General features: G+C 40.2%; 32 protein-coding genes. 29 read left to right on the forward strand and 3 right to left on the reverse strand.

Annotated elements, in window-relative coordinates; genetic code table 11:
• The first annotated feature begins 4 nt into the window (after positions 1 to 4).
• The 5 genes from NSA57_RS14605 (at position 5) to NSA57_RS14625 (ending at position 3,833) form a co-directional block, all read left to right on the forward strand.
• Positions 5 to 943 carry a sensor histidine kinase gene (locus tag NSA57_RS14605; protein ID WP_257465233.1) on the forward strand — a complete coding sequence of 313 codons (939 nt, stop codon included), beginning with the start codon at positions 5 to 7 and terminating at the stop codon, positions 941 to 943.
• A 183-nt stretch (positions 944 to 1,126) separates the two neighbouring features.
• Positions 1,127 to 2,050, forward strand: a complete 924-nt coding sequence (locus tag NSA57_RS14610) for an ABC transporter ATP-binding protein (protein ID WP_257465234.1) — start codon at positions 1,127 to 1,129, stop codon at positions 2,048 to 2,050.
• A complete protein-coding gene (locus NSA57_RS14615) occupies positions 2,044 to 2,748 on the forward strand; it encodes an ABC transporter permease (protein ID WP_257465235.1) in 705 nt (234 codons plus the stop codon). Before NSA57_RS14610 ends, NSA57_RS14615 begins: the two co-directional genes overlap by 7 nt.
• A gap of 11 nt (positions 2,749 to 2,759) precedes the next feature.
• Positions 2,760 to 3,620 carry a DUF4097 family beta strand repeat-containing protein gene (locus NSA57_RS14620; protein ID WP_257465236.1) on the forward strand — a complete coding sequence of 287 codons (861 nt, stop codon included), beginning with the start codon at positions 2,760 to 2,762 and terminating at the stop codon, positions 3,618 to 3,620.
• A gap of 24 nt (positions 3,621 to 3,644) precedes the next feature.
• A complete protein-coding gene (locus NSA57_RS14625) occupies positions 3,645 to 3,833 on the forward strand; it encodes a cysteine-rich KTR domain-containing protein (RefSeq protein WP_257465237.1) in 189 nt (62 codons plus the stop codon).
• A gap of 55 nt (positions 3,834 to 3,888) precedes the next feature.
• Here the strand turns inward: NSA57_RS14625 and NSA57_RS14630 are convergent, their stop codons facing one another.
• Positions 3,889 to 5,274 carry an MATE family efflux transporter gene (locus NSA57_RS14630; protein ID WP_257465238.1) on the reverse strand — a complete coding sequence of 462 codons (1,386 nt, stop codon included), beginning with the start codon at positions 5,272 to 5,274 and terminating at the stop codon, positions 3,889 to 3,891.
• Between the two features lie 123 nt (positions 5,275 to 5,397).
• On the opposite strand from NSA57_RS14630, the gene NSA57_RS14635 reads away from it, so the two are divergent.
• From NSA57_RS14635 to NSA57_RS14685, 11 genes are all read left to right on the forward strand, one after another.
• On the forward strand, positions 5,398 to 5,925 hold the full coding sequence (locus NSA57_RS14635) for a PadR family transcriptional regulator (protein WP_257465239.1): 528 nt from the start codon (positions 5,398 to 5,400) through the stop codon (positions 5,923 to 5,925).
• Positions 5,926 to 5,931: 6 nt separating this feature from the next.
• The gene (locus NSA57_RS14640; RefSeq protein WP_257465240.1) at positions 5,932 to 6,129 is read left to right on the forward strand and encodes a cysteine-rich KTR domain-containing protein; all 198 of its coding nucleotides are present in this window, start codon (positions 5,932 to 5,934) and stop codon (positions 6,127 to 6,129) included.
• 442 nt (positions 6,130 to 6,571) lie between these two features.
• A complete protein-coding gene (locus NSA57_RS14645; protein WP_257465241.1) occupies positions 6,572 to 7,000 on the forward strand; it encodes an RNA polymerase sigma factor in 429 nt (142 codons plus the stop codon).
• 582 nt (positions 7,001 to 7,582) lie between these two features.
• Complete coding sequence (locus tag NSA57_RS14650; protein ID WP_257465242.1) at positions 7,583 to 7,966, forward strand: type II toxin-antitoxin system PemK/MazF family toxin; 384 nt, start codon at positions 7,583 to 7,585, stop codon at positions 7,964 to 7,966.
• Complete coding sequence (locus tag NSA57_RS14655; protein ID WP_257465243.1) at positions 7,953 to 8,111, forward strand: conjugal transfer protein; 159 nt, start codon at positions 7,953 to 7,955, stop codon at positions 8,109 to 8,111. The genes NSA57_RS14650 and NSA57_RS14655 overlap by 14 nt, the downstream gene beginning before the upstream one ends.
• Before the next feature lie 33 nt (positions 8,112 to 8,144).
• The gene (locus NSA57_RS14660; RefSeq protein WP_257465244.1) at positions 8,145 to 10,046 is read left to right on the forward strand and encodes a recombinase family protein; all 1,902 of its coding nucleotides are present in this window, start codon (positions 8,145 to 8,147) and stop codon (positions 10,044 to 10,046) included.
• A gap of 133 nt (positions 10,047 to 10,179) precedes the next feature.
• The gene (locus tag NSA57_RS14665) at positions 10,180 to 11,175 is read left to right on the forward strand and encodes a ParB/RepB/Spo0J family partition protein (RefSeq protein WP_082424670.1); all 996 of its coding nucleotides are present in this window, start codon (positions 10,180 to 10,182) and stop codon (positions 11,173 to 11,175) included.
• Between the two features lie 20 nt (positions 11,176 to 11,195).
• Entirely contained in the window at positions 11,196 to 11,546 is a 351-nt protein-coding gene (locus NSA57_RS14670) for a TnpV protein (protein WP_055220638.1), read from the forward strand.
• Positions 11,547 to 11,626: 80 nt separating this feature from the next.
• Positions 11,627 to 11,941: a helix-turn-helix domain-containing protein gene (locus NSA57_RS14675; protein WP_055220640.1), complete on the forward strand. Its 315-nt coding sequence runs from the start codon at positions 11,627 to 11,629 to the stop codon at positions 11,939 to 11,941.
• A 261-nt stretch (positions 11,942 to 12,202) separates the two neighbouring features.
• Positions 12,203 to 13,147, forward strand: coding sequence for a ParM/StbA family protein (locus NSA57_RS14680; RefSeq protein WP_055220642.1), 945 nt, complete (start codon positions 12,203 to 12,205; stop codon positions 13,145 to 13,147).
• On the forward strand, positions 13,144 to 13,581 hold the full coding sequence (locus tag NSA57_RS14685) for a hypothetical protein (RefSeq protein WP_242856438.1): 438 nt from the start codon (positions 13,144 to 13,146) through the stop codon (positions 13,579 to 13,581). The genes NSA57_RS14680 and NSA57_RS14685 overlap by 4 nt, the downstream gene beginning before the upstream one ends.
• A gap of 57 nt (positions 13,582 to 13,638) precedes the next feature.
• Here NSA57_RS14685 and NSA57_RS14690 read toward each other — a convergent pair whose 3' ends face one another.
• Positions 13,639 to 13,872, reverse strand: a complete 234-nt coding sequence (locus NSA57_RS14690) for a helix-turn-helix domain-containing protein (protein ID WP_055220643.1) — start codon at positions 13,870 to 13,872, stop codon at positions 13,639 to 13,641.
• A gap of 96 nt (positions 13,873 to 13,968) precedes the next feature.
• Here NSA57_RS14690 and NSA57_RS14695 point away from each other — a divergent pair, with 96 nt between their 5' ends.
• The 13 genes from NSA57_RS14695 to NSA57_RS14755 all read left to right on the forward strand — a co-directional run bounded on the left by NSA57_RS14695 (position 13,969) and on the right by NSA57_RS14755 (position 25,188).
• Entirely contained in the window at positions 13,969 to 14,217 is a 249-nt protein-coding gene (locus tag NSA57_RS14695) for a hypothetical protein (protein WP_055220645.1), read from the forward strand.
• A 712-nt stretch (positions 14,218 to 14,929) separates the two neighbouring features.
• Positions 14,930 to 15,310 (forward strand): plasmid mobilization protein, encoded by a 381-nt coding sequence (locus NSA57_RS14700; RefSeq protein WP_055220649.1) that lies wholly within the window; start codon positions 14,930 to 14,932, stop codon positions 15,308 to 15,310.
• A complete protein-coding gene (locus NSA57_RS14705; protein ID WP_257465245.1) occupies positions 15,259 to 16,500 on the forward strand; it encodes a relaxase/mobilization nuclease domain-containing protein in 1,242 nt (413 codons plus the stop codon). The genes NSA57_RS14700 and NSA57_RS14705 overlap by 52 nt, the downstream gene beginning before the upstream one ends.
• Positions 16,501 to 16,519: 19 nt before the next feature.
• Positions 16,520 to 16,768 carry a hypothetical protein gene (locus tag NSA57_RS14710; RefSeq protein ID WP_082424674.1) on the forward strand — a complete coding sequence of 83 codons (249 nt, stop codon included), beginning with the start codon at positions 16,520 to 16,522 and terminating at the stop codon, positions 16,766 to 16,768.
• 636 nt (positions 16,769 to 17,404) lie between these two features.
• On the forward strand, positions 17,405 to 18,019 hold the full coding sequence (locus tag NSA57_RS14715) for an anthranilate synthase component II (protein ID WP_055220655.1): 615 nt from the start codon (positions 17,405 to 17,407) through the stop codon (positions 18,017 to 18,019).
• Complete coding sequence (gene pabB / locus NSA57_RS14720) at positions 18,000 to 19,367, forward strand: aminodeoxychorismate synthase component I (RefSeq protein WP_055220657.1); 1,368 nt, start codon at positions 18,000 to 18,002, stop codon at positions 19,365 to 19,367. Before NSA57_RS14715 ends, pabB begins: the two co-directional genes overlap by 20 nt.
• A complete protein-coding gene (locus NSA57_RS14725) occupies positions 19,358 to 20,080 on the forward strand; it encodes an aminotransferase class IV (RefSeq protein ID WP_055220658.1) in 723 nt (240 codons plus the stop codon). Before pabB ends, NSA57_RS14725 begins: the two co-directional genes overlap by 10 nt.
• Before the next feature lie 130 nt (positions 20,081 to 20,210).
• Positions 20,211 to 21,473, forward strand: a complete 1,263-nt coding sequence (locus NSA57_RS14730) for a bifunctional folylpolyglutamate synthase/dihydrofolate synthase (RefSeq protein WP_257465247.1) — start codon at positions 20,211 to 20,213, stop codon at positions 21,471 to 21,473.
• Complete coding sequence (gene folE, locus NSA57_RS14735; RefSeq protein WP_055220662.1) at positions 21,466 to 22,023, forward strand: GTP cyclohydrolase I FolE; 558 nt, start codon at positions 21,466 to 21,468, stop codon at positions 22,021 to 22,023. Before NSA57_RS14730 ends, folE begins: the two co-directional genes overlap by 8 nt.
• A 1-nt stretch (position 22,024) precedes the next feature.
• Entirely contained in the window at positions 22,025 to 22,507 is a 483-nt protein-coding gene (locus tag NSA57_RS14740) for an HD domain-containing protein (RefSeq protein ID WP_055220664.1), read from the forward strand.
• A 21-nt stretch (positions 22,508 to 22,528) separates the two neighbouring features.
• Entirely contained in the window at positions 22,529 to 23,335 is an 807-nt protein-coding gene (folP, locus tag NSA57_RS14745; protein WP_055220666.1) for a dihydropteroate synthase, read from the forward strand.
• Positions 23,336 to 23,340: 5 nt separating this feature from the next.
• Positions 23,341 to 24,162, forward strand: coding sequence for a 2-amino-4-hydroxy-6-hydroxymethyldihydropteridine diphosphokinase (folK, locus tag NSA57_RS14750; protein ID WP_055220669.1), 822 nt, complete (start codon positions 23,341 to 23,343; stop codon positions 24,160 to 24,162).
• 744 nt (positions 24,163 to 24,906) lie between these two features.
• Positions 24,907 to 25,188 (forward strand): hypothetical protein, encoded by a 282-nt coding sequence (locus tag NSA57_RS14755; protein ID WP_172704688.1) that lies wholly within the window; start codon positions 24,907 to 24,909, stop codon positions 25,186 to 25,188.
• Between the two features lie 455 nt (positions 25,189 to 25,643).
• On the opposite strand, the gene NSA57_RS14760 is transcribed toward NSA57_RS14755, so the two are convergent.
• Complete coding sequence (locus tag NSA57_RS14760; RefSeq protein ID WP_055220671.1) at positions 25,644 to 26,219, reverse strand: helix-turn-helix domain-containing protein; 576 nt, start codon at positions 26,217 to 26,219, stop codon at positions 25,644 to 25,646.
• Positions 26,220 to 26,698: the final 479 nt, after the last annotated feature.

The following is a 26,698-nucleotide window of genomic DNA, read 5'->3' on the forward strand; positions in this document are numbered from 1 at the left end:
AAGGATGAGCGATAAAACAATCATATTCTTTTTGGCAGTTGTTGTCTGCTTATTATTCCTTGTGGTTTTATACCAGCGTTTTATTTTTGGCAGGGGAATACAGGCAAAGATAAAACGGATGAATAAAAAGTTGGAGGAAATTTTAGAAACTGGTAGCGACGAGAAAGTAATGGTATTTACGGACAACCCTGTTTTGATGGAATTAGGGGGACAAATCAACCGCCTGCTGATAGACCGACAGAAAATAAGGGCAGATTTTAAAAGGGAAGAAATTTCTTCTAAAAAGATGCTGGCGAATATCTCCCATGACATAAAAACACCGCTAACGGTCATATTGGGTTATCTGGAAATTATGAGCTTGAACCATGCAGATAATGAGATGTTGAAAAAAGTAGAAACAAAAGCGAATCAAGTTATGAACCTTATCAATCAGTTTTTTACATTGGCAAAACTGGAATCTGGCGATACAAATATAAATCTTGGCAAAGTCAATATCAACGAGATATGCAGGGAGAATATTTTGGAGTTTTACGATATTTTATTGCAGAAAGATTTTGATGTTGATTTGTTTATTCCAGAAACAGCTATTTTTGTGCAGGGGGAGAAAGAAGCCCTGCAAAGAATTTTATACAATTTATTGTCAAATGTAATACGCTACGGCTCCGACGGCAAATATTTAGGAGTTTTTTTGCGTCAAGACAAGGGTAATGTATATATTGATGTGGTTGATAAAGGGAAAGGGATTGAACAGGAATTTGCATCGAATGTGTTTGACAGGCTTTATACAATGGAAGATTCCAGAAACAGGGAAATACAAGGGAACGGATTAGGTTTAACGATTGCTAAGAACCTTGCAAAGCAGTTAGAGGGCGATATATTTTTAAACAGCATACCGAATGTCAAAACAACTTTTACAGTAAGCCTCAAAAAAATAACTTATTAAATTCCCTGCGAAAGAAATTCGTAAGAATTAGTCAAGAGTTTTGAAAATCTATATCGCTATAATGATATTCATAAAACACCTTTGGGCGTATTGCTATGTCCGAAAAAGGCGTTACTAAGGAAACACCCTACGGGTATCCCTCTATGCCAAAAAGCTGGCAACATTAAGGAAAGGAGGCAAAAAATGTCTTATATTTTGCAAACAAGCCATCTAAGCAAAACGATAGATGGGAAACAGTTAGTTACAGATGTGAATATCCATGTAAAGAAAGGTGAGGTATATGGATTTTTAGGACCGAACGGGGCAGGAAAAACCACGGTGATGAAGATGCTTACAAATCTATGGAAACCGACAAGCGGCACGGTTGCGCTGTTCGGGAAAGCATTGGAAAAAAACTCTTACGAGGTGCTGAAGCGTATGGGAAGCATCATTGAATTTCCTACATTTTATGACCATATGAGCGGAAAGGACAACTTACAGCTTCATTGTGAGTATATGGGATATTATAACAAAGGCAGCGTGGAGGAAGCACTCGGGATGCTTGGGCTTTCGGATGCGGCGGATAAGCCTGCGGGCAGCTATTCTTTAGGAATGAAGCAGCGTCTGGGGATTGCCCGTGCCATATTGTGCAAGCCAGAGTTAGTTATCCTTGACGAGCCGACAAATGGTTTAGACCCCGCAGGAATGAAGCAAATCAGAGATTTGTTTCGGATGCTATGTACCGAGTATGGAATGACGTTTATGATATCCAGTCATCTTCTCCCAGAAATAGAAAGTATTGCCGATACGGTTGGCGTTATCCATCATGGAAAGATGATGAAAGAAATATCCATGAAAGAAATTGCGGAAACAAATACGGCGTATATCGAGCTTGCCGTAGAGGATACAAAGAAAGCGGCGTATGTTTTAGCTGAAAAAATGCAGTTAAGTAATTTTAAAATCGTAAACGATTCGGCGATTCGTATTTATGAGCAGGGTATCACCACACAAAAGATTTCGAGGGAATTGATGGCAAATGATGTAGAGATTGCTTCCATCAGCCAACATACCGAAACATTGGAGGACTATTTCTTAAAAATTACATCGGAGGTGGGAAAATCATGTTAAAGCTTGTCAGACTTGAATGGAAAAAGAATAATATCGGGAAATATATCAAAGGCGTAATCATTATGGCGGCTCTGCTTGGCTTATTTGTTTTTGCGTTAGCGTTTTTGGGTATTGCCAACGACCCCGACGGAACACTGGATGCTGCGCCTGGGACAGATGTAATCTCCGCTCCCATTGAATTATTTACCAGCATGGCTTTTCTTATTTACACCAGTGTAATGTTGGCGACCTTTATTGTAAGCGCATACAAAAACAAGACCATGAATCTGATGTTTTCCTACCCTATTAAGCGGCAGAAAATCTTAGCTTCCCAAATGATTGCGGTCTGGACTTTTAATTTTGCCGCACTCATTTTAACAAAACTGGCAATTTATATGTGTGTGTTCTTTGGGGCAAAATTTATGCAGTCATCCTTTGTCGTTGATTTTTCAATAGGCAGTCTGTCATTTTATATACAACTGATACTAAAATCAGTGGTAATCGTCAGCATGAGCTTTATTGCCTTGTTTGTCGGGATGGCTTTAAAATCTTCAAAGGCAACGATTGTCACTTCATTTTTGTTGATTTTTCTCACGCAGGCGAACATTGGCGATTTCACAATGGCAGGCAACGCAGTATTTCCTATTATTTTGACGGCTATTTCTTTGCTTTTTGCCGCTTTGTCAATCATAAATGTGGAAAGCAAAGATTTAATGTAGGAGGCGGGGTTATGAATGTGAAAAAAATACTGTTAGCGGGGATTTTAGTGATAGCTTTTGGCATATGCGGATGTGGAAACAAGGAAAAAATAGATTCTAACGAGGAATTTTCGGCGGAAGGCATTTCAGAAATTGTATTGGATATTTCCTCTTGGAATTTAAAAGTGATGGCTTCCAGTGATGACAAAGTACACATAGCCTGCGAAGGAAAAGTCGAAAATGACCGTGATATGCAGGTTGTGCAGAAAGATGGAAAACTAATGGTACAGCAGGATGATGATACGGACAAAAATCTGGCGGAGCAATTTTCGTTTGGTGAAGCAGGGAAGATAATACTGTATATTCCTAAAGATAATGCTGTTTCATTATCCATGAACAATGGTTCGGGAGAGATGGAGTTGGAAGCGGTCAGCATTTCCGCTTTGTCCTTGAACAACCAGTCTGGCTATGTAACGATGTCTGATTTCATAGCTGAAAGCGTAAAAATAAAATCTCTTTCAGGCGATATTAAAATAACAGATGCTTCATGTACGGATTCTAATATCAATACAGAATCTGCATATGTTACTATGAAAAATGCAGTTATTGGAAAGGCTGCTGTTTCGACAGATTCTGGCGAAGTGAATATAAGCAACATAAACAGCTATGATTCCCTATCTGTAGAAACGGGTTCGGGAGATATAACATTGTCCCATGAAACGATGCCAGATAATTTATCCTGCCATATATCCAGTGGTTCGGACGATGTAACCGTACAGCTTAAGAATGCGGAATTCAGTACCGATACAGACGGATGTAAGGATGGGAGCATCGGAAAGGGCGAAAACAGTTTATCTATCATGAGCAACAGCGGAACAGTAATTGTAAAATAGTTTTGTTTTGGAGTGTAGAAAGATATGGAACGGTATCATTGGATATATTGCCCTGTATGCGAAAATAAGACACGCATGAAAATAAGGGAAGATACAGAAATAAGGAACTTCCCTCTGTATTGCCCGAAATGCAGGCAAGAAAGTTTAATCAATGTAAAATCATTAAAAGTAGTTGTTATGAAAGAGCCAGACGCACAGACGCAGAGCCGATGAACTTGTGGAAAAACCTCACAGCTCATCGGCTCTATTTGTCAGAAAGAATAAATATTTAGTCGTTGTCTTTCGTGCTTATTGCGGTAGTTTGTTTCTGCATATCATTCAGCTTTTTGTGGAGCGGTATCGCCATGAATACCGTTATGACTGCGGAAAGCACATCGGCAATCGGCTGGGCGTACATAATTCCATTTAGCCCCCAGACAATCGGAAGAAGCAGGATAACGGGGATAAAGCAAATCCCCTGCCTGCAAGCTCCGAGGATAAAACCCTCTCTGCCTTTTCCCAAAGCAAGGAACAGGGAAGAATACACCGTATAAAATCCAAAGAGCATAATGGAAATGCCGTTTGCCCTCAAAGACGCTGCTCCGATGCGAATCATCTCGGCGTCGCCCTTTGTGAATTGGGAAACAATAGACGTAGGGAACAGAACCAGTATCACACCGAAAATTACACAGAAAGCCGTAGACCATAGGATGGAAGTCTTGATTGCTTCACGCAGACGGTCAAACTTCTTCGCCCCGTAACTGTACCCTGCAATGGGCTGAAAGCCTTTGATGAACCCGAATACGGACAAGCTGCCCATTGAAATAAGGCGGGTAACAACGCCCATGCCTGCAATGGCAGAGTCCCCGTAATCGCCAGCGGCATTGTTGATTAAGGAAATGGACACACTCGTTAAAATCTGGAATACCAATGTCGGGATGCCGATTTTGAAAATTTCAGACATGGTTTCTTTTGCGTATGTGCAGTCCTTAACCCGAAAATGGAATACGCTCTTTTTCCGAAAAATATAGGTCAGATATACGCAGGTTGAAACGATTTGTGAGATTGCGGTCGCTATCGCCGCTCCTGCCACGCCTAAATCAAACACATAAATAAACAGCGGGTCTAGGGCGATATTGAGTACCGCTCCCGTCAGCAAGGCACACATGGTTGTTTTAGCTGCTCCTTCGCTAGTCACAATGTTATTCATCGTGACATTGAACACATTGAAGATGCAGGAAACAATGTAAATTCCTGCGTATGTGGCGGCATAAGGCAGGATGCTGTCGGTTGCCCCCAAGAGCTTCAGTATGGGATGCAGGAACACCATAGAAATGAGAATGATGACCGCCCCTACGGATACGCTGCTGTATAAAGCGGTACTTGCCACTTTATCTGCATTTTCCTTATCCCCACGACCTAACAATCGGGAAATGTAAGAAGCCGCACCGTTTCCGAACAGCAGACCAAGACCGACAACAACCTGTCCGAGCGGATAGACCACGGAGATTGCCCCCATCTGGCTCTCCCCTAGCCCGCCGACAAAATAAGCGTCAACAAGGTTGTAGAAAGCATTTACCAACATGCCAATCATTGTTGGAATGCCCATTGCTAAAAGTGCTTTTGGTATGGATGTGCTGCCGAGCAGCTCCATCTTTTTGCTTTGACTGTTCATTTTGAATTCCTTTCTCTTGACAAATAATACTGTTTATACTACTATAAAATATAGTAGTTGCGTTGCAGAAATTATAATACTATAATTTATAGTAGTTGTCAATAGAAAAAGGAGGGATTTTAAATGGCGACCATTGACTTGATTGTATTGGGAATGTTGAAGCGGGAATCCTTGAGTGCATACGATATTCAGAAACTGGTGGAGTACCGCAACATTTCAAAATGGGTAAAAATCAGCACACCATCTATATACAAAAAGGTTATCCAGTTGGAAGAAAAGGGGCTTATCACAAGCCGCACCAAGAAAGAGGGAAAAATGCCCGAAAAGGCGGTATATTCCTTGACGGATGCAGGAAATGAGGAATTTGAGAAGCTGATGCTCGAAATATCCTGCAAGCCGATTAACATATTCTTGGATTTTAATGCGGTCATTGTTAATTTAGAAAGCATGGAAAAGGAACAGCAGAGGGAATGTCTGGATAACATTGAGAGCAATATCAATGTGCTGAAATCCTATCTTGAGGAGAACATAGATTTAAAAGAAAATGCCCCCGATGTTCCTGCCACGGGTATGGCGGTTTTACAGCAACAGTTTTTGTTGGTGCAGGCAATCGAAGAATGGATTGCAACGCTAAAAAAGGAATTGGGATAATTTGATATGGATAAGACAGAATGGATATTATGCCCTCTCTGCGGGAATAAAACCCGTAACAAGGTTCGGGAGGATACTGTTCTGAAAAACTATCCTCTCTACTGCCCGAAATGCAGGCAGGAAACATTGATTGAAGCAAAAAATTTACAAGTAACAGTCATCACAGAGCCAGACACATTAGATGCAGAGCCGATGAACGTGTGAGAAATCACAGTTTGTCGGCTTTTCTTTTTACATAACTAAAGGTAGACACGTCCACCAAATAAAAAAAACGGCGATTTGGTGGGCGGTATTGCTATGCCCGAAAGACTTAACAAACACTCTCCAAACCTGTTTCAAGTTTGGAGGGATTTTTATTGCCTGCAAATAGCAATTTCCATTTACATATATCATATCGGAGATGGGTGGACAGCCTGTTAAAAAAATCCTTGTCAGTGCAAGGGGGCTTTCTACCCAAGAAGTAGAAGTCAAATCTCTACATATAAGAACAATAATTTCTATAAACCGTAAAGGTACGACAGCCTTTACGGTTTTTCTTTTGTCGTTTTTTGTAATATCACGCCGTAAGGCTGTTTCTGGCGTGGGATGCCGTTCACCGCCTGCCAATTTGGATTTTCAAAAAAATTCAGATTGGAGGTAACGGATTATGGCGTACAACAAAGCCAGAGAAGAAAGAAAATGGCGTATATGGAAAGAAGCCGAGGAAAAGCAGCTTAGGAACTTGGGTGTCAGCGAGGACGATATTGAAAAGCTCCGTGTCCATGATTGGGCGATATTCAATTCCGACAGACGGTACTATGAGAAATTGCAGGATGCGGGTACATATCTTGAGGAAGTCGCAGAGGACACGGCACAACCCGAAGTAAAAACGGTTGAGGAATTTTTGGACAGCATTGAAAATGCAGTGCTGTACCAAGAGCTGCATCAGTTGGACAAGCTCACGCTCCAAGCGTTGCTGATGAGGACGCAGGGCTTTTCGGTCACTGAAATTTCAGTGGAATTAAGTTTAAACAAGGAAGTCATTTACAAGCGTCTGAACAGGTTTAAGAAAAAAATTAAAAAACTTTTGGGATAGTGTCCAAAATCGCACTTTCCCATCGGCTACTGGGTGAGAGGGCAAAAACCTCTTGCCCAGTTTTCTTTATATCGGAAACGGGACGGCTCTTTGACAACCGAATATCCCATTCACCAAATACATTCTCTTTGTGGCTGTAATAAGCGTAAGCGTGTGCAGCGGTACGCCATGACCCGCCGAAAGACGGCAAGCGAAAAATACCGACTGAAAATATCGGGCAGCTCCCGATTCCGCCAAGACCCACAAAGAGGACAATGATACTCCCGTCCAGCCACAGTCCGAGCGGTAACCAGTCCGCCGCAGGCAATGGGGGCGGCTCTGTCAGACCGACAGTTGGGGTGCAATTCCCGTGGCGTCAGTTCGCTGCTGACCATTTGGTGACTTCCCTTGCGTTATCACGCATCAGCATTTTCGGGGTGTCGGGGACAAATAGAAAATGCCTTTTATCATTAAGCCAGATGCAGGGCGGTCAATGGAAACAGGGCTTGTTTTATGCTTTTCCGACCTTAAATACTCCATTGTATCTGGCTACTACATAGGCAGGGTATTCCTGCCTAAATCCAGATGGAGGTTATAAAGAATATGGAAAGAACAATCAGGCGTGGCGACATTTACTACGCAGAGCTTAATCCCGTTGTCGGTTCAGAGCAGGGCGGCACACGACCCGTACTTATCATTTCCAATAATATAGGAAACAGGCACAGCCCGACAGTCATAATCGCTGCCATTACGAGCCGAGTGCAGACAAAAGCGAAACTGCCGACACATACTGCCGTGAAAGATTACAAAGGGCTTGATAAGGACTCCATTATCCTGCTTGAGCAGATAAGGACGATTGACAAACAGAGATTAAAACAGCATATGGGGTCAATGCCCACGGACATAATGGCAAGGGTTGACAAGGCTCTTGCCATTAGCTTATCCATGAAGCAGCAGAAAGCGGGGTGTGGCGATGGAGCAGAATAGGGAGCAGAATTTTGTACATTACAGCATCCAATTCGCATGTTTGCAGAAGCTGAAAAAAAGAAGTTTAATTACGGTAGATGAATATGAAGCCATCAAGAAGCGGCTTATGAGAGATTACAATGTCGTTACGAACCTTGCGGCATGACATTCATCAATAAATATTTTGGAGGTAAATCATATGAGCGATGTGCAGGTAATCAAAGCAAACCGTAGTGAAAACCGTATCCGTGGCAGAAAGGTCGAAGTGTTAAGGGTAGCCGCTTATTGCCGTGTCAGCACGGACAGTGAAGACCAGCTCAACAGTTATAAGTCACAGGTCACATATTACACGGATTTGATTAAGAAGAAACATGAATGGACACTGGCGGACATATACGCTGACGAAGCCATAACAGGCACGCAGGTAGCGAAGCGAGAGGATTTCCAGAGAATGATTAACGACTGTATGAATGGGGATATTGATATGGTAATTACAAAATCCATTTCAAGATTTGCCAGAAACACACTGGACACTCTGAAATATGTCCGTATGCTGAAAGAGAAAGGCATTGCCGTTTTCTTTGAAGATGAAAATATCAATACCTTAACGATGGACGGCGAACTGCTGTTGGTGGTACTTAGCTCCGTTGCACAGCAGGAAGTGGAGAATATATCTTCCAATGTCAAAAAGGGATTGAAAATGAAGATGCAGAGGGGCGAGCTTGTAGGGTTTCAAGGCTGTCTGGGATATGACTACCATAAGGATACAAAAAGCATATCCGTAAATGAAAAGGAAGCCGAAATTGTAAGGTATATTTTCAATCGGTATATTGAGGGGGCAGGCTGCACGGTCATCGGGAATGAACTGGAAAACTTGGGATACAAGACAAAGTACGGCAGTTCAAAATGGGTACAGTCTACAGTCATCGGAATTATCAAAAACGAGAAATACAAAGGCGACCTGCTTTTAGGAAAGACATTCACGGTTGACCCGATTTCAAAAAGGCGGCTGGAAAACTTCGGGGAAGAAGATAAGTTTTATATCCGTGACCATCACGAACCGATAATCAGTGAGGAAATTTTTGAGGAAGCACAGAAGATACTGGCGAAGCGGAACACAAACCGCAACGTGCATCAAGAGGGGCAGAAAAGGAACAAGTTCAGCAGGAAATATGCGTTTAGCTGCATGATAAAATGCGGATTTTGCGGCGGCACTCTGACACGGAGGAACTGGCACAGCAGTTCCGCATACACTAAGACAATCTGGCAGTGCGTCACCGCCACAAAAAACGGGAAAAGGCATTGCCCACATTGTAAGGGAATCCCCGAAGAAGTGATTGAGAACGCTTTTGTAAAGAGCTATCAGCTTTTATGTACAGACCAGCAGGAGATTGTCGATGAGTTCCTGCAAAAAGTTGAGGGAATCCTTAATGACGATACTTCTCTGAAGCGTCTGCCTAAGATTGAAAAGGAAATGGCTGACTTACACAGGCGTAAGGAAAAGCTGCTTGATTTAAGGCTTGATAACAATATCGACAGGGATATTTACGAAAAGAAAAACCAAGAGCTGTCCGAGCAGTTGAAGAAGCTCCAAGAGGAACAGGAGCGGTTGATGGAATTGAGCAGGAATCAGGATAACACCAGAATACGGTTAAGGGAGTTCAGAAAAGTGTTAGGTTCTGGGGAGATACTGGAGAGCTTCGACAGGGTGGTTTTTGAAAGCGTGGTTGAAAAAATAGTCATCGGAGGTTATAATGATGAGGGAGTGGAGGAGCCTTTGAAGATAACCTTTGTGTATAAAACTGGTATCCACTCCAATTTTAATGGAAAGGATTTTAAGCCAAAGCGTAAAAACGCTGCGGCTGTACATAATGACGCAGAATTGTGTTCCTATACGAGTGACGAGGCTGAAAAATTGTGTTTACATAGTAGTTCCGACACATGTGGAGACCGTCTGTTGTCTACATCGGGTGAATTCGTAGAAGTGCTGAATTTCAGGCACTTTGCGAGGTATATGAGTTTCGCACCGACAGGCAAACAGGGACGAAAAAAACAGATTATGGATGGTATAGAGGTGTCTGTAGTTTTGCATGTGGTATGAGTAGACACATAAAAGTTGATGTAACATTTCAATCTGAATATCGAGGATAAGAGTGAAAAGGACGCTTGTTTTCAGAGTTTTTCTGGAAGGTAAGAGTCCTTTCTCTTTTGCACGGAACAGGAGGAAAAATCAAATGGTAAAAAAGAAAGCGATGTGTTCATTACAGACTGACGTGCCGGGTGCAGACATTGGAATGATTAAAATAAGGGAATTGCATGACTTCAAAGAACATCCATTTAAAGTAGAACGAAATCAGGAACTCTTTGAGTTGCGCAGAAGTATTCAGCAGGAAGGTATACTGGTGCCGCTGCTGGTCCGTAAAAATCCGGATGGAGAAGGATTTGAAATCATTGCAGGGCATCGAAGAAAAGAAGCTGCCCTCTGGGCAGGAATCAAAGAAGTTCCGGCTATCATCTGTACGATGGATGATGATCAGGCAGTCATCGCAATGATAGACAGTAACTTACAGAGAGAAAAAATTCTGCCGAGTGAAAAAGCCTTTGCTTATAAGATGAGGTTACAGGCAATGAACCGGCAGGGAAAAAGAAAGGAATTATCTTCGGACCCATTGGAACCGAAGTGTATTAAGGAAATGGTTGAGATATCTTTATTAGAAGCGGATGTCTCTGAAAATGGCAAGGTAAATATTAAAAAGACGGATTCTGCAGGCGGTTATCGGAGCAATGAACAGCTTGCCCGGATGGTGGGGGAAAGTGTGACCCAGATTAAGCGTTATATTCGTCTCACAAACCTGATACCGAAGATTTTGGATATGGTTGACCGGGAATTGCTGGCAATCCGTTCTGCAGTGGAAATTTCATTCCTGACAGAAGAAGAACAGTATGAGCTTCATGCTGTAATGGAACTGGAACAGTGTATTCCGAATATTTCACAGGCCAACCGGTTAAAGAGGATGAGCCAGCAGAAACAGCTTGATATGGACATGATTTATGATATTCTTCAGGAACTCAAGCCTAACCAGAGGGAACAGGTAAAAATTCCTTTTGACCGGATTGGAAAGTATTTTCCACCAGATTATACACCGGCTCAACAGGCAGATCTGATCGAAAAACTACTGAAAGGATGGGCACATCAGAATAAGAAAAAAGATGTTCAACAGGAAATATAATGGAAAGAGAGGGTAGAGTTATGGAACTGAATTATAAAAATGTGAATGGGTATTTGCTGCCGGAACTGGAATATAAATCTGGAGAACAGATGTTGCATATCGGAAAATACGGATTCTTGCGCAGGGATTACCTGAAAAACTGCAAACGGGCAAAATATCAGGTGATGCTTTTAAAAGATACGCTTGGCGAGCATTTGTTGGAAATTGACCGGGTAGCAAAGGAGCGGGAAGAAATTATACTGAAACAGCTGGAAAAGAGCGATCCTTTGCCTGATAAGGAGGATGACCAGATGGCATGGGTAAGAGCAGGCAATCGGCATAGGGCAATTGCAGAGGAAATGATTTTGGCGGAACTGATTTACGTTTCCTAAAAGAAAAGATAAACAAAATAAATAGGAGATACGGCACAGGTCATGAAAGGCTTTGTGCCTTTTTTATTGGAGGTGAAGCTATGTCACAGGTGTTCCGGGTGGAGCGGACGAAGAATTTTACAGTTATGAGCAATCATCATTTCAAGAATAAGAAACTCTCTTTAAAGGCAAAAGGCCTTCTTTCTCTGATGCTGAGTTTGCCAGATGACTGGAATTATAATATGAAGGGGCTGGCATCTTTAAGCAGGGATGGGATTGATTCTGTAAGATCAGCGATAAAAGAATTAGAACATCATGGATATGTGGAGAGACACAGGATCAGGTATTGTGACGGCTGTTATGGGGATACGGAATATATTGTCCGTGAAGTACCTTCGGGGAAGGGAAATGAATGAGCAGATATGAAAATATGCAATACAGGTTTTACAATCTGGATACATCAGACCATAGGAAATCACTGTATGGGTTATTCCCATCTGGGAATGTCAGGCCATAGGAGAAGCCTATGTGGGAAAAACCTGTGCAGGATCATGGGACACTATTAAGTATGTAAAAAACTTAATATTAAAGAATTAATGAAAGAGATAATAAAATATTTATCTTATCAAAGAGCGTAAGTATTAATTTGGTTCAAAAAAATAAAGGAGAAAGATAATATGAGAATGATGAAAAATAAGGAAAATCAGATAATTACAGTGATTGGTGTGGATCACGGATATGGAAACCTGAAAACAGCCTGCAGATGTTTTCAGGCAGGTGTAACCAGATATGAAAAGGAGCCTACATTCCAGAATAACCTTCTGGTTTATCAAGGAGTGTATTACCAGATTGGAGAAGAACACAAGGAGTTTCGGGCAGAAAAAACGGAGGATGAGGACTATTACATCCTTACACTTGCGGCCATTGCCAGTGAGTTGGAAAGTAAAGGGGTGGATCAGGCGAAAGTACATCTGGCTGCCGGACTTCCGCTGACATGGGTGAGCAGTCAGAAAGAAACTTTCCGTGATTATCTGCTTCAGAATGCAGTGGTGGATTTTGTGTTTCGTGGAAAAGCTTATCATGTAGAGTTTATCGGGGCAGATATTTTTCCACAGGGATTTGCAGCTGTCGCATATCATCTGCAGGAATTTATGGGAATCAATATGCTAGTGGACATCGGAAATGGGACAATGAATATCATGTATATCAATAATTCACGACCGGTAGAAAAGAAATGTTTTACTGAAAAATACGGGACACATCAATGTGTGCTGGCTGTCAGGGAACAGTTATTAAGGAGGATGGGAGCAGTAGTGGACGATCTGGTCATTGAACAGGTGATCCGAAAAGGAACAGCAGATATCGGGGAAAATTATCTGGATGTTATGAAAGCGGCTGCAAGAGATTATACAGCAGAAATCTTTCGAAAACTGAGGGAACACGAATATAATCCGGAATTAATGCGGCTGTATGTAGTCGGAGGCGGTGGCTGTATGATCGAAAACTTTGGAGATTATGTCAGGAACCGGGTAACCATTATCCATGATATCTGTGCAGCGGCAAAAGGTTACGAGATGCTGGCAGTCAGAAAAATTCAGAAGAATGGAGGCAGACTGATATGAGTATGAGAAAGGAACGGAAAATCATCAATACAAATATCCGCCTGAATCTGCTGGACGAGGCAGACCGTCAGGCTTGGGAGTATTTACAGACCATGAACAGGAAAAAGTATAAATCCTATACACGGGCGGTAGTAGCTGCTGTGAATGATTATTTTGGTCGGGAATATGAGAAGGAAGAAGATCCTTACCTGGAGACTCGGGAAAAGGAAGATGCGTTTCTGAGACAGGTGCAGAACGCTATCAAAGAAGGGGTAAAAGAATCGGTTCCTATGTTACTTGCGAAAAATCTCATGGAGCTGCTGCATCCGTATATGAATGGTGTCGGAAAGCCGTTTGTGCAAGAAAAAGAAGAGACTGTTTTTGCTGTTGATTCAATGGATAGGGAACAGGAAGAAAATGCAGATGCGGCATTAGATTTTGCAGACAATTTTTAAAAGAAAATAAAAAGAGCAGGAAAAAATGCCCGGCATGAGAAGCCGGGCAGAAAGAATCTATTGATTTCCATCCTTTTTACGGGGGTAGGGGCGTTTGTCATCTGTCAGTTCAAGCAGATAATCAACGCTGGTTTTATGAAATTTGGCCAGTTTGATCAGGATTTGTGTGGGAATGTCTACATCGCCGCATTCATAATTACTGTAAATACGCTGGCTGCAATTTAAGATCTCGCCCATTTGTTTTTGTGTGAGATCACGATCCTCTCTTAGATTTCGGATTCTACTATACATTATTTTCACCTCATGGATTCATAATATCTTAGCGAAATATTCACTATTGATATTTAGCGAAAAAATCGCTAAACTTATTTTTGAGGAGGTGTAAAGATGGGAACTAAAATGTGGAAATTTTTAAAAGGGATGTTTTGTACCGCTTTATTTTGCGGATATTTTTATGTCCTATTCGTTAATCTTGTGTGTGGATTTTCCATGAGTGGAATAGAATCCAGATGGGATGCTTTGAAGGTGTTGGTTTGTGCCTTTCTTATGGCTGCAGGTTTGCCAGGGGTGATCTGGTATCAGCACCATCGTATTGAGAAATTGGAGAAAGAGTTGGAAGAGCTTCAGCACTTTTGAAAAGTGGATCTGTTTGGATGGAAGTTTAACAGAATTTGATGAATGGACAATTGAATAATAGCAGTAAAAGATCATAGCAGTTGAAACAATTTTCCGGGGAAAAAACGGTTATTGTTTTTAACTGCTATTTTTGTCCTTCGGTAGTGGAAAAGAGTGCGGTGAACAGTAGAGACTGGCAGGATGTACAAAAAGTACAGGCAGATATATCTGGTTAGGTGCCGGATACGGCACATGATTGTCCGGTACTGCGCACCGGAGTGGGATGCCCAAAAGACATTCCGGAAATAGAAATTCTCTGGAAAGGTGAGAACTTCTATTGCCTTTATATCCTTTTTGCATCCCACAAAACCACTGTCATCTTCCTGCCTTTCTTTTATTTGTGTGAAGAGGAGCAGAAGCAATCAGCACGTATGGAATGGCAGAAGATGACAGGCAAGTTTCGCAAAGTGGCAAGCCACTATGCACCGGAATCAGCCAAGGGGCTGTTCCTAAACTTGCCAGAGGACGCTGTCCCTTGGAACCCTGGCCGCCAATGCTATGAAGTTCTGTTCCTGAAATGTCCACCGGACATTCCATTCACAGATTCATAGATTGACTAGGGCTTTGCCCTGCACCCACCAAAGGGGAAGATTTCATTTCCCCTTATGGAATTCCCTCGTAGTTGGAAGTGCATGAAAATAACAGTGTAGATTATAGAAGGAGTGAAAGGATTATGAGAAAAAGAAACCATACCGTTACGATACGGATGAATGAGAAAGAATATGCCCTGCTTCAGCAAAAGATCAAAGCATCGGGTCAGACACAGCAGGCAGTGATACTTGCCGCAATTGAAAATGTGGATCTAATGTCAGCGGAGGTAAAAGAGGAATTGAATGTATTAAATCAAAGGCTTGGGGAAACAAACCATCTGCTGCGAGGTGCAACAACCAATATCAACCAGATCGCACATCATATGAATGCTGGCAGTTTTTATCCCAGAGCAGATGTGCTGAACAGTCTCAGTGAAAACATATCGGGGTATCGGAAGGAGTGTGAAACGATATGGCAATCAATAAGACAATTAATAAGCGGACAAATTCCCATGGGGCAATGAGAAACTGTATTGAGTATATCCTGCGGGAGGGAAAAACGGAGCAGCATCTTGTTCATATTATTGGGCCGTATCCGTATGAAAAAGTAAATTATGATCTGGTATATCAGTCATTTTTAGCGGAAAAACGATTATGGGGGAAGGATTCCGGTCGGATGTATTTCCATAATGTGATTTCCTGGCATAAAGATGAGAAAATCACACCTGAGCAGGCTTTGGAATTTGGAATAGAATTTGCTGAAAAGTGGTTTGCCGGTTTTCAGACCGTTGTCAGTGTTCACAAGGATAAAGACCATATTCACTGCTATATAGTTACTAATTCTGTAAGCTACGAAAATGGGAAAAAACTGCATAATTCCAGAAAAGATCTGGAACGTATGAAGCGGCTGACGAATCGGATGTGCCGGGAACGTGGACTCTCCATAGCGGAAAAAGGCAAGCATTTTGATGGCAGTCAGATTGAGAACGGAGAAGTGACCGCATGGAGCAAAGACAAATACAATCTGTTTCGTAACCATGCAAAGGATAGTTATGTGGCAGATTGTGCCATGGCTGTGCTGAATGTGATGGAGTATTGCACCAGCCGGGAGCAATTTATCAGAGAAATGAAGAATGCAGGATGGAGCGTGAATTGGACAGAGAAAAGAAAGCATATCACGTTTCAAAATCAGGAAGGGAAGAAGGTACGTGACAGTAACCTTTCTAAGACTTTTCATTTAAAAATCAGTAAGGGGGAATTAGAGGATGAATTTATCAGAAATGAACAAAAAGAAAACTATGGTATCCACAGATATGACACAGTTGATGCCGATCTCACACGATACTATCGACAAGTGGAAGAAGCTGTCGCAGGAACAGGCGGAGGCCCTGTCGAATGTGACTGCAGAGAGGGACGAATTATTGAAAGCCCAGACAAAAGATCGAGAATTGATACAGAAATGTATGGAACGAATCGGAGAGTTTCGAGAAGGGATTCGGAGTCTCTCATCCGAAAATCAGAAGCTGCAAGACGAGCTTCAGAAGTTAACCGAGGAAAATCAGAAACTGCAAATCGAATTGTCCAAAACGCAGAATATCAGTCAGTATCTGCAGAGAAGCAACGACGATCTGCGGAACAGGAACGGATTGCTGAGCAGGAAAGAGCAAGAGCAGCTCGAAGAAAGAATAAGAGACATTCAGAGCCAGAACTGTAAGCTGGAGAAGCTGGTCGTAATGTCTTCAGTGGAGGCTGTTGAAGTAGCACTGGAAAAGAAAAAGGAGGCGGAACAGAAAATGCGTAATGCGGAGAAACAGGAACGATTAGCAAAGAAGAATGTAGAGACTACAGTGAGAAAAATAAAAAAACAGACCCAAAAGAAAGTGGCAATGGTGAAGAAAAGGGAAGAATTCTGGAAATACAGTTTTTGGATTATGACGATGGTTGTGTTTGCAAGTTGTTGGTTTAAGTATTTCATAATTTAGGGATAGCAGTGAGCATGTTCATATAAAGGAACAGTCAGAATTGTCTTCTGAAATCTATATGTTGGCACAGGCTGTTCAGGAATATGAAAAGCCTGTTGTTATGTTCAATGAGTTTATCGGAAAAATACTTATTCATGATCGTGATTGCAAGGGAGGATGAGATAGCTAATGGATACTATTTGCTTTAACTTTGTCGGGTATTTTGTTCCACCCGAATTTGGATAAGTTGTGCCGACATGGGAAGAGGTAGAAGAAATCCGAAAGTGCGAAGAATGCAGAGAAAGATTTCGTCAAAACTATCTGAAACGAGAGAGTAAGAAGAGGTGGACGGATAAAAAAGCAAAATATGTAGTTGTTGAGTTTCAAAATCTATGATAAAATAAATATGATTTTGTTTTTGGTTTTCCCGGTCTATATGATTGTTGATAAAGTTGTATATAAAGAATGTGAGAACTAAGAATTATTTCTCATTCATTTTAGAGAATGGAAAATATAGCAGATATAATGAAAATGTGGGAAAGATTATAGAAAGTAACTGATAAATAAAATATAGAGGGTGTGCCCATAAAAAATGGAAGACTGCCAAAAAAGAATCTTTTACAGGTTCTTTTTTGGTAGTCTTTTTTGGAGGAAAATATGTATTTAATGATTGATAATTATGATTCTTTTGTACATAATCTTGTTTGTTATTTTAGAGAATATGGAGAAAATATTTATTTAGTGCGTAATGATAAAATTACCATAGAGGAAATTAATGATTTCCTGAAGCAAGGTATTCTGGAAGGAATTATTATTTCACCAGGACCCAAAAGTCCAGAAGACTGTGGGATATGCAAGGAAATTATATTAAATATGGCAGGTAAAATTCCAATTCTTGGTGTTTGCCTTGGGCATCAGATTATTGGACATGTCTTTAGAGCCAAGGTAAAAAAAGGTCCCAAACCAATGCATGGAAAGGTTACAAAAATATATCATCATCAAAAAGCTCTTTTTGACAGACTTCCGGAATCATATACCGTGACAAGATATCATTCTCTGATTGTCAGTGATGAGAATTTTCCGGACATTCTGGAAATCGATGCCCGCTCAGAAGATGGAATTATTATGGGAATACATCATAAAACTTATCATATTTATGGAGTTCAATTTCATCCCGAAGCTGTTTTGACAGAATATGGACATGAATTATTGGGAAACTTTATGAAAATATGCGAAGAATGGAAGAAAAAATATGAAGACAAAGATTTATAAACTGGATTTTTATAGAAAATCAGAAGATATTTTTGAACAGTATAAATGTGAACCTATGGCTATTTTTTTAGATTCTTCTCTGGAAAATCAGCTAGGCAGATACTCCATTATTGGCTTGAAACCCTATTTGATTTTAAAAGAGAACGATGGGATTTTTTACAAGAATGATGAGCCTCAAGAGGAAACTTTTGAACAGGGAATACAAAAATATTTGAAGCAATATAAAGAAGACAATCCCACAGATTTACCGTTGATTTCAGGGGCATTAGGTTATTTTTCCTATGATTATGGAAGAAAATTTGAGGGTATAAGAAGCCGTCATCCTAAAAAATTACAGATACCGGAAGTGCTGTTTGTCTTTTATGATGTTTTGATTATTGAAGATAAAGTTAAAAAAATACTTTATATTACAGCAAGAGGGGAAACAGAAAATGCAGAGAGTGTGGTAAAAACCTTGAAGCAGGAAATAGAAAAATGTGCATCTGTGAAAATTCCTCTTAGGCATAAGGAACAGGCGGAATTTTATCCTAATTTCACAAAAGAAGAATATAAAACAGCCATTGATAACATGATTCATTATATTATAGAAGGGGATATTTATATTGCAAATATGACGCAGCAGCTGACAGTTGACAGCAAAAAAAGTCCCTATGATGTCTATCGTTATCTAAGAACGTATAATCCGGCTCCGTTTGGCAGTTTCTTTCAGTGCGGAGACTTTCAGATCATCAGTGCATCTCCGGAACGGTTTTTAAAAATCAATAAAAATAATATAGAAACACGTCCGATCAAAGGCACCAGAAAGAGGGGAGAAACAGAGGAAGAAGATATTTCTTTACGGGAAGAACTGCGAAATTCATCAAAAGATCGCAGTGAGTTGTTGATGATCGTAGACTTGGAAAGAAATGATTTAAATCATATATGTATTCCGGGAAGTGTAAAAGTAACGGAACATTTTGCAATTGAGACGTATGCAACGGTTTTTCATTTAGTGACAACTATTGTGGGGAGATTAAAAGAGAATATAAACACACACGATTTATTAAAAGCAGTTTTCCCAGGCGGCTCTATAACCGGAGCACCTAAAATACGGGCAATGGAAATCATTGATGAATTGGAACATGACAGACGAAATTTATATACAGGATCTTTAGGTTATTTTTCCTTTGACGGCAATTGTGACTTTAATATTATTATTCGAACCGCAGTTTATCAGGACCACAGATATTATCTGGGGGTAGGCGGCGGAATCACGTGCGAATCAGATTTAGAATTTGAATATGAAGAAACTTTACAGAAAGCGAAAGCCATTCTGGAGGCCCTTTGGGAGGAAGAGTCATGCTTATAAAAGATGAGGGATATTACTTTGGAATCGGGGCATTTGAAACCATTGCTTTGGAAGAGGGGGTGCCACAATTTTTAGACCAGCATTATAAACGCTTGCTGGATACGCTTAAGTTTTTGGGGATACAAAGAGACTTGAATGAAATAAGAGAACAGGTAAATCAAGTATTAGAAGATGAAACAATAAAAAAAGGGAGAAGGGTTTTAAAAATTACTGTTTCAGAAAAAAATATAGACATTGGCATAAGAGATAACAGGTATTGCAAAGAAGATTATGAAAAAGGATTTCTGACTGAATTTTCAAAGATAAGAAGAAATGAGACATCTCCGTTTACATATCATAAAACCTTAAACTATGGGGACTGCATTACGGAAAAAAGAAATGCTCAAAAAAAAGGAATTCAGGAACCGGTCTTTTTGAATACCAAAGGTCAGATTGCAGAGGGGGCGACTACCAATGTATTCTTTATAAAAGAGAAAAAAATCGTTACACCTGCCCGAGTTTGCGGTATGCTTCCTGGTATTATCAGGGAGTATTTAATTCAAACTTTTGAAGTAGAAGAAAAAATAATTTTACCAAAAGATGTGGAACAGTATGATGAAATGTTCCTGACAAATTCTATACTGGGAATTATGCCGGTAAGAAAGCTGGGAGACTATACATTCCCTAGTATGGAATATGGAAAAAAACTGAAGAAAAAATTCATTGGATTATAAAAATATTTGTAAATAGTGTAAAATGTATTGAGTTTCAGGAAAAAGAATCCTATAATGAGACGGAAAATATCATCTCAGATAGGAGAAAATAAAAATGAATTACGAAAGAGCAAGAGTATATTTGGACGAAATGTCCAAATACGGAAGTGTACTTGGCTTGGAGAGTATGAGAGCACTGTTGGACAGACTTGATAATCCCCAGGATGAACTGAAGTTTATTCACATTTCCGGAACGAATGGCAAGGGGTCTGTGCTGGCATACCTGTCCACAATCCTGAAAAATGCAGGATATTGTACAGGAAGATATAGCTCTCCCGCACTTTTTTCTTATCGTGAGAGAATCCAGGTGAACGATGAAAAGATAGAAAAGGATTCTCTTGCCAAACATATTACAACAATTTCCCATGTGGTAGAGGACATGAGAAGGGAGAAGGAACCTATACCTACCGTGTTTGAAATTGAGACAGCGTTGGCGTTTATGTATTTTAAAGAGAAGAAGTGTGACATCGTAGTTCTTGAAACGGGAATGGGCGGAGCTTTAGATGCAACAAATGTGGTAAACACAACGATTTTAGAAGTTGTCACGCCAATAGGCATGGATCACATGAAAGAACTGGGCAATACACTGGAAAAAATAGCACGTCAAAAAGCCGGAATTATTAAAGAAAATACCAGAGTAGTAACAGCTGCACAGAAAAAAGAAGCTAGAGACGTGCTGAAACAAGTTTGTGCAGAGCGGAAATGTTTTTTCCGCGAAGTGGATCCTTCCTGTTTCGAAGATATTCATTATGGATGGGATTGTCAGAGCTTTTCCTATAAAAAGTGGAAAAACGTTCGGATATCTTTGGCTGGAAAATTTCAAATTCAAAATGCGGCGTTGGCCTTAGAAGCAGTAGAACAGCTGAGAGAAGAAGGATTTTTATTGTCAGAGAAACAGATTTATGACGGGATGTTTGATACAAAGTGGAAAGGCAGATTTACTGTGATATCCCGGGAACCGGTTATCTTGTTGGACGGTGCCCATAATCCTCAGGCAGCGCAGGCTTTGAGAGAGTCACTGGAAATGTATTTCGGTGATAGAAAAATTTATTATGTTTTTGGTATGTTTGAAGATAAAGACTATAACAAGGTTATAGAGATTACAGCTCCATTGGCACAGCATATTGTTACCGTAGAGACCCCTCATAATCCAAGAGCTTTATCTGCAGAGCAATTGAAGCAAAAGGTGGAATTAGTGAATCCATCTGTAGAAGTATCGGCAAGTATAGAAGATGCTATCGGAAAAAGTTTGGATTTAATGGGCAAAGAGGATATATTGGTAGTTTTTGGCTCGTTATCGTTTTTACAATTGGCGGAAAAAGCAGTAGAGGAAAGAGGGAAGAAAGATGAATAAAGAAAAAATACAAGAAGGCGTAAAGCTGATTTTAGAGGGAATCGGTGAGGATATTAACAGAGAAGGGCTTTTAGAAACTCCGGACAGAATTGCAAGAATGTATGAAGAATTGGCAGCCGGATATACAGACTGTGCAGCTGAGCATCTGAGAAAGCGGTTCCATGTGGATAATAATGATATGGTCATGGAAAAGGAGATTCCATTTTATTCTTTTTGTGAGCATCATATGCTGCCATTTTATGGAACTGCTGCGATTGCCTATATTCCTGATGGAGAAGTAGTGGGGCTTAGTAAAATGGCTCGTACCTTAGAGGTCTTTGCAAAACGTTTACAGCTGCAGGAGCGTCTGACAGCGCAAATAGCTGATGTATTTATGGAAGAACTGAAACCTCATGGAGTGATGGTATTGATAGAGGCGGAACATATGTGCATGACTATGCGGGGAATAAAAAAACCTGGAACAAAGACGGTTACGGTTGTTACAAGAGGCGTTTTTGACGGAGACGAAAAGCTTCAGAACCAGTTTTATCGTATGCTGGAAAGGAGATAGGATGAAACGGAACAATAAAATTTGCAGTCATCCTGTCTGGAAAAAATATATGTTGGAACTGGAGGAACTGGAAAAAAGCCGTATCTTCTGTAAACATGGCATCGAACATTTGTTAGATGTGGCAAGAATCGCGTATATTAAAAATTTGGAAAACAGTTATAATATAGAAAAAGAACTGATTTATGCGGCAGCTCTGCTTCATGATCTGGGAAGGAGCCTGCAATATACACAGGGAATCCCTCATGAGAAAGCAGTAATTCCTTTAGCAAAGGAAATTCTGGAGGACTGCAAGTTTGCTCCAGAAGAACAAGAAGAGATTCTTGCAGCTATTGCCTGTCATAGGGCTAAGGAAAATCAGGAGAACAGGGGCTTATCAGAACTACTTTATTGGGCGGACAAGCAGTCCAGAATGTGCGGATTTTGTAAAGCATCGGCAGAATGTAACTGGAGCGAAGAGAAAAAAAATCATTTGTTATTTTTATAAAGACAGAAAGAAGGCAATCATATGAAAATCGGTAATGAGTATTTTGATATAAAGAAAGAATGTTATGTTATGGGTATTTTGAATGTGACGCCGGATTCTTTTTCAGACGGAGGGAAATGGACGGATCGGGATAAGGCTCTGCAGCATGTCTCTGATATGATAAAAGAAGGTGCTGCCATTATTGATGTAGGAGGAGAATCTACACGTCCAGGACATACACAAATAACCATAGAAGAAGAAATTGAGAGAGTTGTACCTGTGATTCAAATGATAAAGGAAAACTTTTCTGTTCCGGTATCTATTGACAGTTATAAAAGCCCGGTTGTGGAGGCTGCTTTAAAAGCAGGTGCAGACCTGGTGAATGATATCTGGGGATTAAAGTATGACAGGAGAGTAGCCGATCTGATTGCAGAATATCAGGTTCCGTGCTGTCTTATGCATAACAGGGATAATACAGAATATGAAAATTTTTTAGAGGATGTCTGTCAGGAGCTGAGAGATTCTGTAAAAATAGCCAAGGAAGCAGGGATTCCTGATGAACATATCATTTTGGATCCGGGGGTGGGCTTTGGAAAAACTTACGAACAAAATCTTCAAATTATTCATCACCTGGAATGCCTCAAAACATTAGGTTATCCTATATTACTTGCAACTTCCAGAAAGTCAGTCATTGGACTTACACTGGACCTTCCCGCTGACCAGCGTGTAGAAGGAACTCTTGTTACGACAGTTATGGGAGTAGAGAAAGGCGCTTCTTTTGTACGAGTACATGATGTGAAAGAAAATATAAGAGCCATAAAAATGACACAGGGAATTTTAAGGGAGTAAAGAATATGAAATATGATGAAATACATATAGAAAATCTGGATTTTTTTGCAAATCATGGTGTATTTCCGGAGGAAACCAAACTGGGACAAAAATTTATAGTATCCTTAGTTCTTTACATGGATACACGAAGAGCCGGAAAAAGTGATGACCTTCAAATGTCTGTGGATTATGGTGCAGTGAGCCATTTTGTCACCGAATTTATGAAGAATAATACGTATCATTTAATTGAGGCAGCTGCAGAAAATCTGGTTCAGGAAATTTTGCTGAAATTCCCATTGCTGGAAGGTATTGACTTAGAATTAAAGAAGCCTTGGGCACCGATTGGACTGCCGGTGGAATATGCATCTGTCAAAATTAGCAGATTTTGGCACAGAGCATATTTGGGTCTGGGATCTAATCTAGGAGATAAGAAAGCATATTTAGATTATGCAATACAGCGTTTGAATGAGGAAAAGGACTGTAGAGTGGAAAAGGTATCAGAGTATCTGGTAACAGAACCTTACGGAGGCATTGAGCAAGATGATTTTTTAAATGCATGTCTTCTGCTAAAAACACAGATGTCTCCTGAGGAACTTCTGGAAAAGCTGCATGAAATTGAAAAGGAAGCGCACCGTGAAAGGATTGTCAGGTGGGGGCCAAGAACGTTAGACTTAGATATTCTGCTGTATGATAATCTGGTGATGGAAAATGAAGAGCTTATTATTCCGCATATAGAAATGCATATGAGGGAGTTTGTGTTAAAACCTCTCAGCGAAATTGCGCCAAATATCCGGCATCCTATCTATAAGAAAACGGTTTCTCAGCTGCTGAAGGAATTGAAAAGTTAATCCAAAGCATAATGCCTTTTGATACAGATATATCTTGAGGAAGAATGAGGGAAATTTGACACTTTGAAGGAAAAGTTGTATCTTTGAATAAAAATATGAAAACGATATCCATGAGATAATAGGAATTGTTCATTTATTTTAGGAATGAGGAATTGATTAAGAGATAGCAGATTGTGGAATATTTTCGTTTTTGGACAGTAGCCAGAAAATATGCTTTTGCAAATACATATATGGAAATAAAAGAGGAAATGGTCGAAAAGACTAGAACTGTCGGATCATTGAAGGTAAAGGCCTCGTAACCGGATATTTTTAAACTTTGCTCTGATACAATGGTTATGCTGTTGAAAGAAGTCATAGAAAATTGAATTAAATTTGAGAGCCGGAAGCTTCAGTAGTTTAGAAAAGACTACTGGAGCTTTTTTTCGTGCCTGATTTTTTCAGCCAATATCTATAGGTTTTATCTGGCAGTAATTGGTGGAGCAGGCATGAACCAGATCAGAGGACTGTCTTCTGAATTTGAAACTGGCAAACAAATTTCAAATTCAGGAGGACGGATATGTATATTGAACGTTCATATAAATCCGACGGAAAATATTATGAAAATAGAGGATAATGGAAAATAAACAGAGTATCCAATGTGGGAGCTCTGCGTGTTGGAAAAAATATTTTTTTGTTCCTTACTTGACACATGTACATATGCTCCGTTGAACCCATGCGACAAGCCTTTATCGTAAGGGTATTGCTGTGGAAGATATCACATCAGCACTGGGATATACCAGTATTCAGACAACAAAAGACCACTATGTATTTCCGTCTTTTGTTCAAAAACAAGAAGTAGTAAAGACCGGAGGCGTAATAATTACAGAAGTAGAGAATCAGGAGTGGCCAGATGACAAAGATGATGTTGCATGCATTTGCGGATTAAGATCAACTATTTTATCCGTACTTAAGAAAAGCTCCTATATAGCCAGTGAAAAGAGAAATTGCACGGATAACAAAAGTCTGCGGATAAGCCTTACCAGATGAGACCTTTGATCCAGTCAATACGTTTACCACAAAATAAAAATAATGTATTTTTATCATACGGATCGAAGTGGGACTGGAAACGTATAATCCTGGCAAATTCATCAATTACATGCGAAGCTCTATAGAACCAGCGGCTATGTATACTATTTTTAATCCTTTACCGTCATTGAATATCCATCAACATTCTCGAAAGTGTATGAAGAAATAAAGCAGATATCTGGTCTGTGATTTCTAATGTGAGGTGATTTCTGTCTCTGATAAAAGCAATGGTTTTATGATCCTGTATTGTATTTTCTGACTGGATTGCATAATGATCACAGCTTTGATTTGGAAAATAGTGAGCATCATACATGAAAGACGCTTACCAGAATGATGAAAATTCAGAAAACGAGAATTTTCAGAGAATTTTTAGTGTAATAATGATTGAAAATATAATAAAGAGTTTTTTAGTCCTGCTAAATTTTGCTAGCTTCTTCAACTGAGATTCTCCACTGCTTCATCGGTTCATGTTTCCCACAGTCATCACAGGTCTGCGGCCAGTTGATTTTCCATTCAAAATACTCGTCTTTTGTAATTTTGCCGGATTTGAGTTCTTCTTTCCGGATTACCCATTCTTTCATGAAATCATTGACAAGCCCATAATTAATCCATAATCCCACAGGTGGATGTGCAGGCCAGCTATCGTTATCATGATAGCGGACAGCGGTGTCATCGGAGGAATTGCATTTTTCTCCGGGATAAGTTTCCATTTGGAATAAGTTGATAGCAGACGGATTGAATTCATCTATCCAGAACAGAAGCTCCATGAATTCGGTAGCATCCATTGTTGTGGCATCATATAGTGTCCATGGATTTACATTCAGGATTTTAGCCATTTCTGTCACCAGTTCTTTTTTTGGAACTCGGTAATTGGTTTCGTATTGGGCAAGGCGATTCGCCCCTTTTTCACCCCACCCAAGGGCTGCACCAAGTTCAGCCTGTGTCATTTTCCGGAATGTCCGGATTTTTTTTATTTTATCTCCAATCGTCATATCAGCTTCCTACTTTCTTATTGATAATATTATTTTAACCGCAAAATGTAGTTTTGTAAACAGAAACATTCGCTAAAAAGCGAATAATAAGCTTGACATTAACAGAAAAGCGAAATATAATGACAGTATAATATAATTCGCATAAAAGCGAATGTTTGGACCTTGAAAATGAAATGAGCTGTATGATCTGCTAACACAGATGCCACGACCCTGTAATATTTTATATTCAGGCGAGCGTTAAAGATACTCCGGCAACGGCTGGTATGCCTTAGAGAAAGCTGCCAGTTTTCAGATTCAGATCTGATAGAGGTCAGTTGTAACACTGACAGCAGATAGTACAAATGGAAGCCAAAACAAGTGCAAGATTTTTAATCGAAGGGAGTGATGCCGAAAAATCATGAGGGTAGTGTCAAATAATCTATGAAAAACAGAGCTAAAGAAAAAGGCTCAAATGAACCTTGAAAATTGCAGATATTTAT

Source organism: Blautia caecimuris, from assembly GCF_024622975.1.
Taxonomy (GTDB): domain Bacteria; phylum Bacillota; class Clostridia; order Lachnospirales; family Lachnospiraceae; genus Blautia_A; species Blautia_A caecimuris.

Bases quoted from the DNA above. Each gene is read 5' to 3' on its own strand.
- NSA57_RS14630 (WP_257465238.1), bottom strand. From the start codon at position 5,274: ATGAACAGTCAAAGCAAAAAGATGGAGCTGCTCGGCAGCACATCCATA.
- NSA57_RS14715 (WP_055220655.1), top strand. From the start codon at position 17,405: ATGTATTTAATGATTGATAATTATGATTCTTTTGTACATAATCTTGTT.
- folE (WP_055220662.1), top strand. From the start codon at position 21,466: ATGAATAAAGAAAAAATACAAGAAGGCGTAAAGCTGATTTTAGAGGGA.
- folK (WP_055220669.1), top strand. From the start codon at position 23,341: ATGAAATATGATGAAATACATATAGAAAATCTGGATTTTTTTGCAAAT.
- NSA57_RS14660 (WP_257465244.1), top strand. From the start codon at position 8,145: ATGAGCGATGTGCAGGTAATCAAAGCAAACCGTAGTGAAAACCGTATC.
- NSA57_RS14730 (WP_257465247.1), top strand. From the start codon at position 20,211: ATGTCCAAATACGGAAGTGTACTTGGCTTGGAGAGTATGAGAGCACTG.
- NSA57_RS14605 (WP_257465233.1), top strand. From the start codon at position 5: ATGAGCGATAAAACAATCATATTCTTTTTGGCAGTTGTTGTCTGCTTA.
- NSA57_RS14710 (WP_082424674.1), top strand. From the start codon at position 16,520: ATGTCTTCAGTGGAGGCTGTTGAAGTAGCACTGGAAAAGAAAAAGGAG.
- NSA57_RS14645 (WP_257465241.1), top strand. From the start codon at position 6,572: ATGGCGTACAACAAAGCCAGAGAAGAAAGAAAATGGCGTATATGGAAA.
- NSA57_RS14700 (WP_055220649.1), top strand. From the start codon at position 14,930: ATGAGAAAAAGAAACCATACCGTTACGATACGGATGAATGAGAAAGAA.
- pabB (WP_055220657.1), top strand. From the start codon at position 18,000: ATGAAGACAAAGATTTATAAACTGGATTTTTATAGAAAATCAGAAGAT.
- NSA57_RS14680 (WP_055220642.1), top strand. From the start codon at position 12,203: ATGAGAATGATGAAAAATAAGGAAAATCAGATAATTACAGTGATTGGT.
- NSA57_RS14620 (WP_257465236.1), top strand. From the start codon at position 2,760: ATGAATGTGAAAAAAATACTGTTAGCGGGGATTTTAGTGATAGCTTTT.
- folP (WP_055220666.1), top strand. From the start codon at position 22,529: ATGAAAATCGGTAATGAGTATTTTGATATAAAGAAAGAATGTTATGTT.
- NSA57_RS14670 (WP_055220638.1), top strand. From the start codon at position 11,196: ATGGAACTGAATTATAAAAATGTGAATGGGTATTTGCTGCCGGAACTG.
- NSA57_RS14665 (WP_082424670.1), top strand. From the start codon at position 10,180: ATGGTAAAAAAGAAAGCGATGTGTTCATTACAGACTGACGTGCCGGGT.
- NSA57_RS14690 (WP_055220643.1), bottom strand. From the start codon at position 13,872: ATGTATAGTAGAATCCGAAATCTAAGAGAGGATCGTGATCTCACACAA.
- NSA57_RS14610 (WP_257465234.1), top strand. From the start codon at position 1,127: ATGTCTTATATTTTGCAAACAAGCCATCTAAGCAAAACGATAGATGGG.
- NSA57_RS14760 (WP_055220671.1), bottom strand. From the start codon at position 26,219: ATGACGATTGGAGATAAAATAAAAAAAATCCGGACATTCCGGAAAATG.
- NSA57_RS14615 (WP_257465235.1), top strand. From the start codon at position 2,044: ATGTTAAAGCTTGTCAGACTTGAATGGAAAAAGAATAATATCGGGAAA.
- NSA57_RS14650 (WP_257465242.1), top strand. From the start codon at position 7,583: ATGGAAAGAACAATCAGGCGTGGCGACATTTACTACGCAGAGCTTAAT.
- NSA57_RS14705 (WP_257465245.1), top strand. From the start codon at position 15,259: ATGGCAATCAATAAGACAATTAATAAGCGGACAAATTCCCATGGGGCA.
- NSA57_RS14685 (WP_242856438.1), top strand. From the start codon at position 13,144: ATGAGTATGAGAAAGGAACGGAAAATCATCAATACAAATATCCGCCTG.
- NSA57_RS14695 (WP_055220645.1), top strand. From the start codon at position 13,969: ATGGGAACTAAAATGTGGAAATTTTTAAAAGGGATGTTTTGTACCGCT.
- NSA57_RS14675 (WP_055220640.1), top strand. From the start codon at position 11,627: ATGTCACAGGTGTTCCGGGTGGAGCGGACGAAGAATTTTACAGTTATG.
- NSA57_RS14635 (WP_257465239.1), top strand. From the start codon at position 5,398: ATGGCGACCATTGACTTGATTGTATTGGGAATGTTGAAGCGGGAATCC.
- NSA57_RS14655 (WP_257465243.1), top strand. From the start codon at position 7,953: ATGGAGCAGAATAGGGAGCAGAATTTTGTACATTACAGCATCCAATTC.
- NSA57_RS14625 (WP_257465237.1), top strand. From the start codon at position 3,645: ATGGAACGGTATCATTGGATATATTGCCCTGTATGCGAAAATAAGACA.
- NSA57_RS14640 (WP_257465240.1), top strand. From the start codon at position 5,932: ATGGATAAGACAGAATGGATATTATGCCCTCTCTGCGGGAATAAAACC.
- NSA57_RS14740 (WP_055220664.1), top strand. From the start codon at position 22,025: ATGAAACGGAACAATAAAATTTGCAGTCATCCTGTCTGGAAAAAATAT.
- NSA57_RS14725 (WP_055220658.1), top strand. From the start codon at position 19,358: ATGCTTATAAAAGATGAGGGATATTACTTTGGAATCGGGGCATTTGAA.